We start from the raw sequence: 13,975 nt of genomic DNA on the forward strand, positions 1-13,975 counted from the left end.
GGGGCGCCCGGGCCCTCCCCTCCGGATCCTAGACAGCGCGGCGTGGCCGCGGACCCGGAACCCGATGCCGCTACGCGTCGGTATCGAGGAATAGGACGATCCGCCGGATAGCAAGTTCGTGCCGATCGAAGTCGATGATCGCCACGCCACGCGCGTCGCCGAGATCGACCGAAACGGTGACCACGCGTCCGGCCACGATCATCTTGTCCCAGCGCATATTTCGGGTGCGATCGACGAAATCGGCCACCGAGACCGACGTGCCCGGCCGCAGTTCGAGTTCGGCGTGTCCGCCGAGCAGATCGCCCACCCCGGTGACGTCGCCGACAGCGGCGGCGGTGAACAGCGCGTCGACCCGGCGCTTACCCGCGCGTCCGACGCTCGACAGCGCCCGCATCATGCCGATGGCGCCGCCGACGCCCTGGTTGCGGACCAACCGCGGCCCCAGCCGCGTGGCCGCGCCGATACCGCGCGGGCCGGCGCGCAGCAGTTGCCCGATCATCGGGGCCAGTTCCCAGTGCGCCGCCAGCCGGGCGATCTTCCACGTCGCGCCGACCTCGGCCAGGTCGTAGCGCAGGTGCATCGGCACGGTGACCGTCGCCCCGGTCGACATGATGATGGTGATCGACAGATCGCGCACCACCGTCGGACCCGCGACGAGATCGCGCCGCACGTCGAAGGCGATGGCGTTGGGCCCGATGAAGGTGTCGTAGAAGCGCCCGATCGCGACCTTGCCGACGTGCGGACGGGAGCCGACAGGATCGTTTACCGCGGCGTCCTCGCCGAACAGATCGACCCACGCCGCCTTGTCGTGCGCCGCGACGGCACGTGGCGACGCGAGTACAGCGGCGAGCAGATCGTCCGCGGTCGAATCCAGCGGCATGACGGGTTCCTCCATGGTCACGGTCGAACGACGGGTGCGCCTATGTTAGAACATGTTCTAATTTTGGCGCAGGCCGTCGGCCGCGCACCCGCTCGACAAAGGACCTCGATGGATTGGTACACCGGCGATTCCGCCTATGACACCGTACTCGCTGTCGCCTTCGCATTCGCCGCGTTCGTGCTGGTAGCAGGCCTCTTCACGCAGAGTCCCTACGGACGGTTCGCGACGGCGAAACTCGGATTCAACCTCCCGCCGAAACTCGGCTGGTGGCTGATGGAGATTCCGGCGACGGTGGTGTTCGCGGTGTTCTACCTCGGCGGCCCGCGGCGATTCGAGCCCGTTCCGCTGGTACTCGCGGCGATCTGGCTGCTGCACTACGGAAACCGCGGCTGGTTCTTCCCACTGTCCATCCGGCAGGTGCCCGGTAAACGCGGCAGCTTCAATATCTCGGTCCTGGCGATGGGCATGTTCGTGACCGCCGTGCACGGCTACCTGAACGGGGCGTTCTTCAGTCACGACTACCGGAATCAGTACGACACCGACTGGTTCACCGATCCGCGCTTCCTCGTCGGCGTGGTGATCTACCTGTGTGGGTTCACCCTGCTCGTCCGCTCGGAGTCCATCGTGCGCAACCTGCGCGGCAAGGCCGATCCGAGTTCCGCGCAGTCGACGGAATACCGGATTCCGTACGGCTTCGGGTTCCGGTACGTCACCAGCCCCGCCTATCTCGGCGAACTGATCGCGTGGGCGGGTTTCGCACTGCTCGGCTGGTCACTGGCCGGAGTGGCGATCTTGCTGATCACCGCGGGCAATCTGGTGCCGCGCGCGCTCGCGACCCACCGGTGGTATCGCGAACGGTTCGCTGAATACCCGGCCGAGCGAAAGGCCTTGATTCCCTATGTGATCTGAGCAAGCGCGGGAGCGCGCTACTGCGCGGACGACGCGCCCCACACGGCGCGCGCACCGGATTCGCCGACCCGGAAGACCTGAACGGTGGCCGCGACCCCGGCGACGATCACGAGTACGGCCAAGGCCACGACGAAGACCCGTGCGAGTGGCTTGCCGCGCCGTTCGCGCAGGTGGACGACGAGCAGAGCCACCGTCAGCACGACGAGCGGAACGACGAACCACGTCATCGTCGAGCCGAGATCGGCGTGGGTTCGCAATGTCTCGGAGGGGCCGAAGTTCCGGGCGAAGGTCTCGCCCGCGTCCACCGTGATCGGGGTCAGCACCATCGTGACCGCGGCGAGCACGGTGGCCAGCCAGATCAGCGCGCGCCGCGCCGTCGGCCATACGGCGGCGAGCACCGCCAACGACGCGGTCAGCGGAACGAGCACCACCACGGCGTGGACCAACAGGACGTGGGCGGGTAAACCATTGATCATCTGCACGGCGCCTCCTCGGCATCGACCGCGTCGGCGGTCCACCGACAGTGTCGTCCCCGATCATATTTTCCGCACGGCGACCACGCAGACGAAGACATCGACCGGCGTGCGCGGGAGGGGCACCCTCGCACGCCGGTCGCGCGCGGGAAAGATCAGGAATCGCTGTGTGCGACCGCGTATCGCAGCCGCAACTCCCGCTTGAGCACCTTGTGACTCGGACCCAGTGGCAGTTCGTTCAGGAATTCCACCCGCCGCGGGTACTTGTGCTTGGCCAGTTGTTCGCGGGCGTATTCGATGACGCCCGCGGCGGTATCGGCGTCGGGGAGTGTGGATTCCGTCGGCACGACCACCGCGCAGATCTCCTCGCCGTAGGTCGGGTCGGGAACCCCGATCACCGCCACCTGCGCGATACCGGGATGACGCAACAGCGCGGCTTCGACCTCGGTCGGATACACGTTGAAACCGCCGCGGATGATCAGATCCTTGGTGCGGTCGACGATCCGGATGAAACCGTCCTCGTCCTTGACGCCGAGATCACCGGTGCGGAACCAGCCGTCGACGACGGTTTCCGCGGTCGCCGCCGGATTGCCGATATACCCGTTGAACACATTGTGTCCGCGGACCACGACCTCGCCCAGTTCCCCGGTCGGCAGCAGCGAGATCGCGCGGCCCAGGTCCGGATCGGCGATCTCCACGTCGACACCCCAGACCGGATGGCCGACGGTGCCCGCGCGCGAACCGAAATCGGGTTGGTTGACCGCGGCCGACGGCGAGGTCTCCGACAGGCCGTACCCCTCGAGGATCCGGGCGCCGAAGGTCGCCTCGAAGGCTTCGAGCACCGCGCCGGGCAGCGCCGCGCCACCGGAGACGCACAGGCGCAGCGCGGGTAGCCGCTCGGCCCGCGCAGCGGCCTCGATCAGGCCGATGTACATGGTCGGCACGCCGTGGAAGGTGTCGACGTTCTCGGCGACCATCAACCGAATCGCTTCGGCCGCATCGAATCTGGACTGCAATACCAGCGCCGCGCCCGCACGCCAGGTCGAATTCATCGACACCGTCTGGCCGAAGACGTGGAACAGCGGCAACGCGCCGAGGGTCACGTGTTCGGGACGGACGTCGTTCGCGTCGAAGGCGTTGACCGTCGCGTTCATGACCAGATTCAGGTGGCTCAGCTCGGCCCCCTTCGGCGTTCCCGTGGTGCCGCTGGTGTAGAAGATCACCGCCGGATCCTCCGGAGCCCGCGACACGAACGCCGGAATCGGTTCTCCCGAAAGCGAATTCGGTGCGACGCAAGGAATCTCGGCGATCGAGGCCGCCGCCTCGCCGACCGGCGCGAACATCGGGTGGCACACCATCAGGGTGACCCCGCTGTCACGCAGGACGTGCGCGGCCTCGCGCGCGGTCAGCAGCAGGTGCACCGGCACGACCACCGCGCCTGCCGCGAGGATCGCGTAGTAGGCGCGCGGGAATTCGGCCGTGTTGGGGCACATGAGCGCGACCCGATCGCCGGGGCGGATTCCGAGCGCGATCAGCGCCGCGGCCTGACCTCGCGCCTGTTCCCACAGTTCGCCGAAGGTGATCCGGTGCTCGCCCTCGATCAGCGCGACCCGATCCGGCCGACGCTTGGCCTGCTCGGCGAGGACGCTGGCGAGCGACAGTGTCGCATTCATGGGGAGTACTCCTGTTCTATCGATGACCGCGCTGTCACGAGCGACACGTGCCGTCGCCCGGCCGCGATCTCCGGTCGGCTCGATCGGGTCCGCGGACGCGATGCGCCCGCTGACGGGCTACCGGGTTCGTCGGAGGGGTCCGGCGCACCGGACGCCGCGGGGGTTCGCCACCGCACGCGACGGCGACACGGGGGACGTCATCGACGAGGTGGCCGAATGGTGCTGGCCACCGGATCCGTGACATCGCGGATCGCGCGAACGACCGGCCGATTCCCTCCTGGAGCGTGCGATATGCGCCGTCCGCGACTCGCAGCCCATGGGAACCTCCGAAACTAGCAGTGCAAGTTTCGACAAGGCTATGCCTGATACACAGGGCAACGCAAGTATCAAATTTGGCCGGATCGTCCGACCGGATCACCACGCTCCGACACGGTCATCGGTCACTGCACCCACGGAGAAAATCCCGGACATCACTTGTGCTCGCCGACAATTAGTTCGGGGGTCCGGAATTGTTAGATTCGACGGACCAGTTCGACATTCTCCGAATCCGACGACCGGCTTCCCGCGCCCGCCACGGCGTGACGCGCCCGCGGCGCGATCGAGAGGATGGACAGCAGTGAGCATGCCCGCCGAATCGGCGCCGGTCGCACCGACCGCTGGCCCCGTCGCGGGTTCCACCGCCGCGCGACTTCCCGAGGACGACGAATTCTATTGTCCACCCGATGATTTCGCACTGCTCTCGGCCGGAACGATCCCGCGTGCCCGCAGCGTCGAACTCGCGCTGTTTCCCCTACTACGCGCTGCGCAGGGCGCTCGCGCGCTCGGCGCGATACCGCAACTGGAACTGGAACTGCCGGTGATCGCCGAGGCGCTCGCCCGCGGCTGGGCGGTGACGGTACCGGATCACGGCGGCATGGGCGGTCATTTCGGAGTGGCACGCGAACCCGGATATCGCGCGGCGGCCTTCATCCGGCTGAACGGATCGCTGATGTCGGGTTTTCGACGGTCTGCGTCGCGGCGTTGCGGCGGGCCTATCCGGCACTGGACCGGGCATTGCGCGAATTCGGGACCCCGGAATTCCACACACTGCTCGCCGACGCGGAATCACGCACCACGCTGGCGCTGCTGGCCCGTTTCGCGGGCAAGAACATGGACCGCTACAGCACCACCGGATTCGCCGACATCCTGGCTCGGCCGGCGGTGCGGCGCGTACTCGACGACATCCGGCCGGGACAGCGCGCGCCCGCGATGCCCCTGCTCGTCATCCAGGGCGTGCACGACGAACTGATCGCCGTCGCCGACGTCGACGGGCACGTGCGGCGCTATGATCGCCCGCGTACTGACCGGATGCCCGATCACCGCGCGACGCGGCGGGCCCGGGATGGCGCGAACCCGGTCTCAGCCGAAATGGCAGACGTAGTGCAGGGTTTCGACGACCTCGATATCGAACGAACTGTCGCCGGGCACGCTGAACGACTCGCCGCCGCGGAAGGTGACGGCCTCGGACGCGCCGGGGAGGGTGACCTTGCATTCGCCCTCGATCAATTCCATGATCTCCGGCGCGCCGGTGCTGAAGGTGAGCGCCGAGGGCAGGATGACGCCGACCGATTTGGCCGTGCCGTCGGCCAGCACGATGTTGTGGCTGACGCATTTGCCGCCGAAGTAGACGTTGGCCTTCTTCGTCACGCTGACGTTCTCGAACTGCGACATGATCTCTTTCCCGAGCCGATGTGGAGCCGTCAGCTTACTGGGCCCACTACCGCCGTCCTCACACCGTGCACAGCGGTGCGATCTGAGACAGACCGCCGGTCGTGGGCGAGGTCAGGTACACGCACCGACTCTGCCCGACCGCGTCGATCGCCGTCCCGACCTGCTGCCACTGCGCGGCGTCAAGGGCGGGTGTGCGCGACAGGACGAATCCGGACACCCGGGTCGGGTCGGTGACCAGCGCCCAGGAGTAATCCGCGCCGAGGGCGGTGACGATGTAGTTGGTCGGCCCTTCCAGGCTTTCCTGGGTGGGGACGCCGGGGAAACTGACGTGCAGTTGGGCGCCGGTCGCCCGGTCGTTCACGGTCGCGGTGCCACTGATCTCGTTGGGGGTGTTCGACCAGGTGGTGCAGCGGTTGCGGACCGAGACATTGCCCTGCGGGTCGAGAGCGTAGGTGGCGGTGGTGTCGCGCGCGCAGACCAGATTGAAGAACTGCGGCACCGCGGCGAGCTGGTACCAGGTGCCGAGGTATCGGTCGAGTTCGAGCGACGGCACCGGGGCGGGTGCGGCGACCGGTCGCGGCGCGGCGGACGCGATACCCGCGCTCAGCGGGGCGACGATGAGAGCGGCGGCGAGAACGGCCGCGCAACGATGGATCATTCGATGGGGGAACACGGGAACTCCTCGGATCGACGACTCTTCCACCTTAACCCAGAACGATGCATAATTGACGCGTCGGTGCGGTTCGCGACCGGCACGGATCACGCAGGAGGTCGAATGCGTTACGACTGGCTCCCCCGAGCGGCCGGAATCGCGACCGCCGCCTACGGCATCGCGGTCGCCGCGCGCCCCGCGATCCTGCTCGGGCCGTGCGGCTGGTCCGACGAGCCCCCGGCCGTGCGCGCGCTGACCAGGATGGTCGGATTGCGCGACACCGCCTCCGGACTCGCCATGATCGCGGCGCCCGATGCCCGATCCCTGCGTGTCGCCATCGCCGTCAGAGTGTGCTCGGACCTCGGTGACACGGCGGTACTCGGGCTCGCGCTGCGCGGCAGACCACAGCGCGCCAAGGCCGTCGCGGTCACGGCGGGCTGGGGCCTGCTGTGCGCCGCCACCGCGATCGCGACGACGCGAACATGAAGTCCGTGCGGCTACAGCCGGGCATCGCGCACCGCCCCGGACACCGGGGCGCCGGGCCGTGACGACACGCCGAGACCGGACGGGGCAGAATGAGGCGATGCCCGCCGGTTCAGCTCCAGTCTCCGACGCGGCCGGATACACGGTGCGCGCGGTCGCCGAGCGTCTCGGCATTCCGACCGCGACGCTGCGAAGCTGGAATCGCCGGTACGACATCGGGCCCCCGCAGGATCGCCCGGGCAGGCACCGCCTGTACTCGGAGCGGGATATCGCACTGCTCGGCCAGATGGTCGCGCTCATCCGCGACGGCGCGACGCCCGCGGGCGCGGCCGCCTCGGTACGCGGGCCGCTCCCGGTGCGCGGCGACCGGATCACCCTGCTCGACGCGGCCTTCGCACTCGACGCCACGGCCGTGTCCGGCCTGCTCGGCGTCCACGTGCGCGACTACGGGGTGATCGCGACCTGGGACGAATTGTGCCGCCCCGCCTTCGCCGACATCATCACCCGCCAGGACGACGGCGAAGGCTGCATCGACGTCGAACACCTGCTCTCCTGGTGCATCACCTCGATCATGCACCGCACCAATCCCCCACCGGAGAAGATGGCGGCGCCGAATACAGCGGCGTCGAACACGGCGGCGCGATCGATCCTGTTGGCCTGCACCAGCGGTGAGACACACGCGCTCCCCCTCGAGGTGCTGCGGGCCGCACTCGCCGAACGCGCCGTCGGCGCCAGGATGCTCGGCGCCGACGTGCCGACGACCGCGCTGACCGACGCGATCGCCCGGCACGACGTTCCGGCGTCGGCAGTGCTGTGGTCGCAGCAGGAATCCACGGCGCTGACCTCGGCGGTCCGCGCCTGCGCCAACGCGGGCGCGCGGATCTTCGTCGGCGGCCCGGGCTGGGAAGAGGTCATCCTGCCCGACACGGTGCACCGGGTGCGCAGCCTGACCGACGCCGTCGACCTGCTGGCCTGAACCGGCCTCGCGTCCCATGCGGACGGAGCGGTCGGCACTCACGCGAATACGTCCGGCACGCATGTCCCGAACGTGTTGCCGAGACCGTGCGACGTCTCCCGTGGAATACGATCCTCGGCTGTCGGCAGGTCGATCCCGCGCTCATCGACATGGGCCGCGGACAGGGGATGTCGGCGCCGACGATAGTGCGGTCCATCCCGACCCGTCGCTCCCGGCCGAAACGGCCCTCGGATCGCATACCCCGAAACTCTCGGTGTTCGGATTCAGCCTGGTCGGAACCCGAATCGACCGATCCGACACGGCGCGCACGGCGAACACCTCCCGGCATGAGTGGCTCACTCACGCGAAACGATGCATAATTGATGCACAGCGAGTCCGAAGGAGAGTTATGGTCGACCGCAAGCAGGACCGCACCCGGCACGTCGCCGTCATCGGCGGCGGAGTGTCCGGACTGACCGCGGCGTTGGCCCTGGCCCATTCGTCGGAGGTCACCCTGTACGAGGCGCAGGCCAGGCTCGGCGGACACGCCGACACCCACCGGATCACCGCGACGACGGGCGCGTCGATCGGCGTCGACACCGGTTTCATCGTCCACAACGACCGCACGTACCCGACGCTGCTGCGCCTGTTCTACGAACTCGGCGTCGCGACACAGGAATCCGATATGAGCATGTCGGTGCGATGTGACGGCTGCGGACTCGAATACGCGGGAGCCCGCGGTCTCGCCGGACTGTTCGCCACACCGCGATCGGTGACCCGCGGACGCTACCTGCGGCTGCTCACCGAAGTACCGCGTTTCCACCGCCTCGCCCGCGCGGAACTCGACCATGCCGGGTCCGAGGGCCGGACGCTGGGCGAATTCGTCAGGGCGGCGGCGTTTTCCGACTACTTCGTCACGCATTTCCTGACGCCGCTGGTATCGGCGGTGTGGTCGTGTGATCCAACCACCGCGCTGCGCTACCCGGCCAGGTACCTGTTCGCCTTCCTGCACCATCACGGCATGCTGACGGTATTCGGCTCGCCGACCTGGCGCACCGTGGTCGGCGGGTCGACGAATTACGTCGGCGCGGTCGCCGAGCGATTGGACGCCGTGCGCGTGGCCACCCCCGTGCGCGCGGTGCACCGGACCGCCGACGGCGTCGCCGTGCGGGACGACGCCGACGCGGTCGCGCGTTTCGACGCCGTCGTGGTCGCGACCCACCCCGACCAAGCCCTTGCCCTGCTGGCCGAACCCACCGACGCCGAACGCTCGATCCTGTCGGCGATGCCGTATTCGGTGAACCACACCGTCCTGCACACCGACGAATCCGTGCTCCCGAAGGCCACGCGGGCCCGCGCCTCGTGGAACTATCGGCTGCCCGCGTGCGATACCCGCGCCGACCGGGTGCTCGTCAGCTACGACCTGACCCGATTGCAGCGCCTCGACCGTGCGGACGACCGCCGCTTCCTCGTCACCCTCGGCGACGGCGACCGGGTCGCGGCGGACCGGATTCTGGATCGAATGGTCTACGAGCATCCGATCTACACACCGGATTCGGTCGCCGCGCAGCGCAGGCTCGGCGAGATCGGCGACGATCGCGTGGCATTCGCGGGCGCCTATCACGGCTGGGGTTTCCACGAGGACGGGGCGGCGTCGGGTCTGCGCGCGGCGCGACGGCTCGGTTCTCGATGGGCGGACGAGCCACGGGTCGTGCACGCGTCATGAACGCGCGCATCGTCCGTACCCGTATCCATCACGCGCGAATGGCCCCGCTGCGCCACGAGTTCCGATATCGCAGCTACAGCTGGCTGGTCGATCTCGACGATATGCCGAGGCTGCCCGGGTGGCTGCGTCCGTTCGCCGATTTCCGCGCCGCCGACCATCTCGGCGATCCCGGCCTGTCGCTGCGCCGCAATGTCGACGACTACCTGGCCGAACACGGCATCGGCCTGCGTGGCGGCCGGGTGCTGATGCTCGCCAATGCCCGTGTCCTCGGGCATGTCTTCAATCCGCTCACGCTGTACTGGTGCCGCGACGAGACCGACACTCCGGTCTGCGTGATCGCCGAGGTGCACAACACCTACGGCGGCAGGCACCGCTATCTGCTCCGACCCGACGAGAACGGCCGGGCGCGCACCGAGAAGCAGTTCTACGTGTCACCGTTCAACGAGGTCAGCGGCGAATACCGGATGCGAGTCCCCGAACCGGATGACGAACTTCGGGTATCCATCGTGCTCGAATACGGCACACCGATCTTCGCCGCTTCGATGACAGGTCGTTGCCGAACGGCCACCCTCCCGACGGTTCTGCGCGCGATCATTGCCGTACCCCTCGCTCCACTACTGGTCTCGGCGCGTATCCGCTGGCAGGGCGTGCGCCTGTGGGCCCGCCGCCTGCCCGTCGTCGCCCGACCCTCCGTTTCGCCCCAGGAGCCGCTGCGGTGAGTATCGAATTCCACGCCGAACCCGGCACCCGTCCCACCCCGAGCAGAGCGGCGTGGCCCGACGTCGACACCGTCCCCACGGGCATCCGAACCGCCGTCGCGGCGCCGGTGGCCGAATACCTGTTCCGGCGCGCGGTCCGCGACCTGCCGGTACTGGTCGAACTGCCCGACGGCACGAGGTACGGCGACGGTGATCGCGACGATCCGCGAATGATCCTGCGCCGCCCGCGTGACTTCTTCGCCCGCATCGGGGCGGGCGGGCTGATCGGGTTCGGCGAGTCGTATATGGCCGGTGACTGGTCCGCGCCCGACCTCGCGGCGACCCTCGAGGTCTTCGCCGCCCGCATCGACACGCTGATCCCCGCGTCCCTGCAACGGTTGCGGCGACTGTATGTCGCCACCCATCCGGCGGACGAACACAACAGCCCGGACAACACCAGGGATAACATCGCCAGGCACTACGACCTGTCCAACGAGTTCTTCGCGCTCTTCCTCGACGACACGCTCACCTATTCCAGCGCGTTGTTCGGACAGCTCTCGCCGCCGCCACGCTGGGAGGATCTCGCCGCGGCCCAGCACGCCAAGATCGACCGGATGTTGGACGCCGCGCGGGTCGGGCCGGGTACCCGCGTTCTCGAAATCGGCACCGGCTGGGGCGAATTGGCCCTGCGCGCGGCCGCGAGGGGCGCGGTGGTGCGGTCGGTGACGCTGTCCACCGAACAGCGCGCGCTCGCCGTGGAACGGATCGCCGCGGCCGGGCTGGGCGACCGGGTGCGCGTCGATCTGCTCGACTACCGCAAGGTGGATGGCACCTACGACGCCGTGGTGTCGGTCGAGATGATCGAGGCCGTCGGCTACGAATATCTCGGGACGTTCTTCGCGACCATCGACGGCGTCCTGGCGGACGACGGGCGCGTGGTCGTGCAATCCATCACCATGCCGCACGAGCGCATGCTCGCCACCCGCGACACCTACACCTGGGTGCACAAATACATCTTTCCCGGGGGTTTCCTGCCATCGACCCGCTTGATCGAGCGAACCGTGCGCCGCGACAGCTCACTCCTCGTCCGCGACGACTTCTCGATGGGGCCGCACTACGCCCATACCCTGCGGCTGTGGCGTCAGCGCTTCGAGGCGCGGCTCGAGGAAGTGGCCGCGCTCGGGTTCGATCCGGTCTTCATCGAGATGTGGCGGCTGTATCTGGCCTATTCCGAGGCCGGATTCCGGTGCGGTTACCTCGATGTGCGTCAGTTCCTGCTGACCAGAGCGGATCAGCCGGTCCGGCCGAGCAGATGACGCAGCGTCGATTCCAGTTCGGGTCGGCGGAACGTGTGCCCGGCGCGTAACAGTCGCGCCGGCGCGACGCGCTGACTCGCCGCGGCCAATTCCTTGGACCCCTGCGCACCGAGCAGCAGCCCCGGACCGAATTCCGGAACGGGCAGCAACGCGGGCCGATTCAGCACCCCGGCCAATGTCTTGGTGTAATCGGTATTCCGAACCGGTTGCGGGGCGACGGCGTTCACCGGGCCGACGAGATCGCTGTCCCACAGCGCGCGATGGTACACATCGACGAGATCGTCGATCCCGATCCAGGACAGCCATTGGCTGCCGTCACCGATCCGGCCGCCGAGCCCGGTCGTGAACAGCGGGCGCAACAGTTTCAGCGTGCCACCGCGCGGCGATTGCACGATACCGGTGCGAATCCGGGCCACCCGCACTCCGGCTTCGGCCGCGACGAGTGTGGCCGCCTCCCAGTCGGAGACGAGATCGGCGAGGAAACCGTCACCGTGCGTCGCGTTCTCGTCCAGCACCTCGTCGCCGCGGTCGTATCCGTAGTAGCCGATGGCCGAGGCGCAGACGAACGCGCCGACCCCGGTGGCGGCCGCGCGTTCGGCGAGCCTGCGGGTCGGACCGATCCTGCTCTCGGTCATCGCGCGCTTGTGGCCCGCGGTGAAACGTCCGGCGATCGACGCGCCCGCCAGATGGACGACGGCGTCGACGCCGTCGAGCAGATCCGGCGCGGGATCGTCGGGGTGCCATTGCCTTTCGTCCGTACCGACCGGCTGATGCCTGACCAGGCGCAACACCCGGTGGCCGCCGGTGGTCAGGAACGCGGTCAACGCCGACCCGATCAGACCCGAACTCCCGGTGACGGCGATCGTCGACGGCGCGTAGCCGTGCGCGGCCGCCCGACCGTGCGCGGCCAGATCGTCGGCCAACTGCCGATAGCGGTAGTCGAACATCGGACGCAACGCGAAGGCTGGAACCGGGGAGTCCACCCGATCAACCACGCGGGTACCCGCCTCGTCGACGGCCTCGAATTCGTGGGTGTGCCGCCAGCGCAACAGCAATCCGGCGGGCATCGAGGCGAGTCCGTCGACGACCAGATCGTCGACGAACCGGTGCGGCGGGTCGTATTCGGCCGGATCGTGGCGGGCCACCCACCGCAGTCCACCGGGCAGACCGAGGACCGCGCGGCCGTCACGCAACGAGTCCGCCTCGGCGACCGGGGTCACCGGCTGCCAGGGCGGCGCGAGCCGGGCGAACGCACCGGGGCGGGAATACCACGCGAACACCTCGGATCGGGATGCGGCGACGACACTCGAACACTCGATGCCCATCCCCCGACTCTAACCATGATTCACTCTCGCGCAACGTTCATGCATCGTTCTGTCGCGATTCGCCGGAATCTCTAGAAGAATGGGCCGATGACCGATGCACCCGGTGCCACGCCTCGACTGGACACCCTCCTCGACCGGACCATCGTTCCCGGCTTCACCCGCCTCGGCATCGCGCTACGCCGCGAACACTGGCCCGCCGATCCGGCGCCGCACGCGCTACGCGGCGCGACGGCACTGGTGACGGGGTCCAATTCCGGTATAGGCCTCGCGATCGCGGACGCGCTGGCCGCACTCGACGCATCGGTGGTGCTGGCCGTACGCAACCGGGAACGCGGCGAACGGGCACGCGACCGGATACTGGCCGCGCGTCCAGGCGCCGACGTCCTCGTCACCGAATGCGATATCGCCGATCCGGATTCGGTCACCGCCTGCGCCGACCGGCTCACCGACCAGCTGACCGGGCTGAACGTGCTGATCCACAACGCGGGCGTGCTGCCACCGAAACGCACCGAATCGCCCGACGGACACGAACTGAGTCTGGCCACCCACATACTCGGGCCGCTGCGCCTGACCGACCGGCTCGCGCCGCTACTCGCCGCCACCGGGGCGGGCCGGGTGATCTTCGTGTCGTCGGGCGGGATGTACACCCAGCCGCTGGCCGTCGACGATCCCGAATACCTGCGCGGCGGGTATCGCGGCGCGACGGCGTACGCGCGGACCAAACGCATGCAGGTGGCCTTCACCCCGATCATCGCCGAACGATATGCGCCGCAGGGAATTTCGGCGCACTCCATGCATCCCGGCTGGGTCGACACCCCCGGCATCACCGACGCGCTGCCCGGTTTCCATCGTCTCGTCGGACCGCTGCTGCGAACCCCCGCCGAGGGCGCCGATACCGCCGTCTGGCTGGCCGCGACGCAACCTCCGCCGCCGTCCGGACATTTCTGGCACGACCGGCGGCAACGTCCCGAACACCGACTGCGCCGCACCCGCTACTCCTCCGGGGAGGTCTGGCGGTTGTGGCTGGACTGCAACCGTGCGGCCGGGGTGACCCTGTACTGATCGGATCACACACGGCCGCACGGTGGTTCGTGGTTGTCAGCGCACCGGTTGCGGTGCGGCCGACTGTCGGGGCGTGGAGCCCTCCGCCGACTGTCGTTCCGACGCGGCGCCAC

Annotated in this window: 13 protein-coding genes and 2 pseudogenes; 9 read left to right on the top strand and 6 right to left on the bottom strand. The window is 68.6% G+C overall.

Going from position 1 to position 13,975, the window contains the following annotated elements:
• Positions 1-70: 70 nt before the first annotated feature.
• Positions 71-880 carry a nuclear transport factor 2 family protein gene (locus OG225_RS27285; protein ID WP_405177875.1) on the bottom strand — a complete coding sequence of 270 codons (810 nt, stop codon included), beginning with the start codon at positions 878-880 and terminating at the stop codon, positions 71-73.
• Between the two features lie 108 nt (positions 881-988).
• Here OG225_RS27285 and OG225_RS27290 point away from each other — a divergent pair, with 108 nt between their 5' ends.
• A complete protein-coding gene (locus OG225_RS27290; protein WP_405177876.1) occupies positions 989-1,789 on the top strand; it encodes a 3-oxo-5-alpha-steroid 4-dehydrogenase in 801 nt (266 codons plus the stop codon).
• A 17-nt stretch (positions 1,790-1,806) separates the two neighbouring features.
• Here OG225_RS27290 and OG225_RS27295 read toward each other — a convergent pair whose 3' ends face one another.
• Complete coding sequence (locus OG225_RS27295; RefSeq protein ID WP_405183381.1) at positions 1,807-2,265, bottom strand: DUF2231 domain-containing protein; 459 nt, start codon at positions 2,263-2,265, stop codon at positions 1,807-1,809.
• A 152-nt stretch (positions 2,266-2,417) separates the two neighbouring features.
• Complete coding sequence (locus OG225_RS27300; RefSeq protein ID WP_405177877.1) at positions 2,418-3,935, bottom strand: long-chain-fatty-acid--CoA ligase; 1,518 nt, start codon at positions 3,933-3,935, stop codon at positions 2,418-2,420.
• Positions 3,936-4,557: 622 nt separating this feature from the next.
• On the opposite strand from OG225_RS27300, the pseudogene OG225_RS27305 reads away from it, so the two are divergent.
• Positions 4,558-4,848, top strand: a pseudogene (locus OG225_RS27305) (hypothetical protein); the annotation flags it as partial.
• A 140-nt stretch (positions 4,849-4,988) separates the two neighbouring features.
• Positions 4,989-5,189: pseudogene (locus OG225_RS27310) on the top strand (lipase); the annotation flags it as partial.
• A gap of 144 nt (positions 5,190-5,333) precedes the next feature.
• On the opposite strand, the gene OG225_RS27315 reads toward OG225_RS27310, so the two are convergent.
• Together OG225_RS27315 and OG225_RS27320 are read right to left on the bottom strand one after the other, a co-directional pair.
• Positions 5,334-5,645: a pyrimidine/purine nucleoside phosphorylase gene (locus OG225_RS27315; RefSeq protein WP_405177878.1), complete on the bottom strand. Its 312-nt coding sequence runs from the start codon at positions 5,643-5,645 to the stop codon at positions 5,334-5,336.
• Between the two features lie 58 nt (positions 5,646-5,703).
• A complete protein-coding gene (locus OG225_RS27320; protein ID WP_405183382.1) occupies positions 5,704-6,303 on the bottom strand; it encodes a lipocalin family protein in 600 nt (199 codons plus the stop codon).
• Between the two features lie 117 nt (positions 6,304-6,420).
• Here OG225_RS27320 and OG225_RS27325 point away from each other — a divergent pair, with 117 nt between their 5' ends.
• The 5 genes from OG225_RS27325 (at position 6,421) to OG225_RS27345 (ending at position 11,475) form a co-directional block, all read left to right on the top strand.
• Entirely contained in the window at positions 6,421-6,783 is a 363-nt protein-coding gene (locus OG225_RS27325; RefSeq protein ID WP_405177879.1) for a hypothetical protein, read from the top strand.
• A 97-nt stretch (positions 6,784-6,880) separates the two neighbouring features.
• Positions 6,881-7,756, top strand: coding sequence for a MerR family transcriptional regulator (locus OG225_RS27330; protein ID WP_405177880.1), 876 nt, complete (start codon positions 6,881-6,883; stop codon positions 7,754-7,756).
• 388 nt (positions 7,757-8,144) lie between these two features.
• The gene (locus tag OG225_RS27335) at positions 8,145-9,461 is read left to right on the top strand and encodes an NAD(P)/FAD-dependent oxidoreductase (protein WP_405177881.1); all 1,317 of its coding nucleotides are present in this window, start codon (positions 8,145-8,147) and stop codon (positions 9,459-9,461) included.
• Positions 9,458-10,180, top strand: a complete 723-nt coding sequence (locus tag OG225_RS27340) for a DUF1365 domain-containing protein (RefSeq protein ID WP_405177882.1) — start codon at positions 9,458-9,460, stop codon at positions 10,178-10,180. Before OG225_RS27335 ends, OG225_RS27340 begins: the two co-directional genes overlap by 4 nt.
• Entirely contained in the window at positions 10,177-11,475 is a 1,299-nt protein-coding gene (locus tag OG225_RS27345) for a class I SAM-dependent methyltransferase (RefSeq protein ID WP_405177883.1), read from the top strand. Before OG225_RS27340 ends, OG225_RS27345 begins: the two co-directional genes overlap by 4 nt.
• On the opposite strand, the gene OG225_RS27350 is transcribed toward OG225_RS27345, so the two are convergent.
• Positions 11,451-12,800 (bottom strand): TIGR01777 family oxidoreductase, encoded by a 1,350-nt coding sequence (locus tag OG225_RS27350; RefSeq protein ID WP_405177884.1) that lies wholly within the window; start codon positions 12,798-12,800, stop codon positions 11,451-11,453. The two genes, OG225_RS27345 and OG225_RS27350, sit on opposite strands and share 25 nt — an antisense overlap.
• Positions 12,801-12,887: 87 nt before the next feature.
• Between OG225_RS27350 and OG225_RS27355 the strand changes: the two genes are divergently transcribed.
• A complete protein-coding gene (locus tag OG225_RS27355) occupies positions 12,888-13,862 on the top strand; it encodes an SDR family NAD(P)-dependent oxidoreductase (protein WP_405177885.1) in 975 nt (324 codons plus the stop codon).
• Positions 13,863-13,975: the final 113 nt, after the last annotated feature.

It is taken from the genome of Nocardia sp. NBC_01377 (assembly GCF_045040005.1).
Taxonomy (GTDB): domain Bacteria; phylum Actinomycetota; class Actinomycetes; order Mycobacteriales; family Mycobacteriaceae; genus Nocardia; species Nocardia noduli.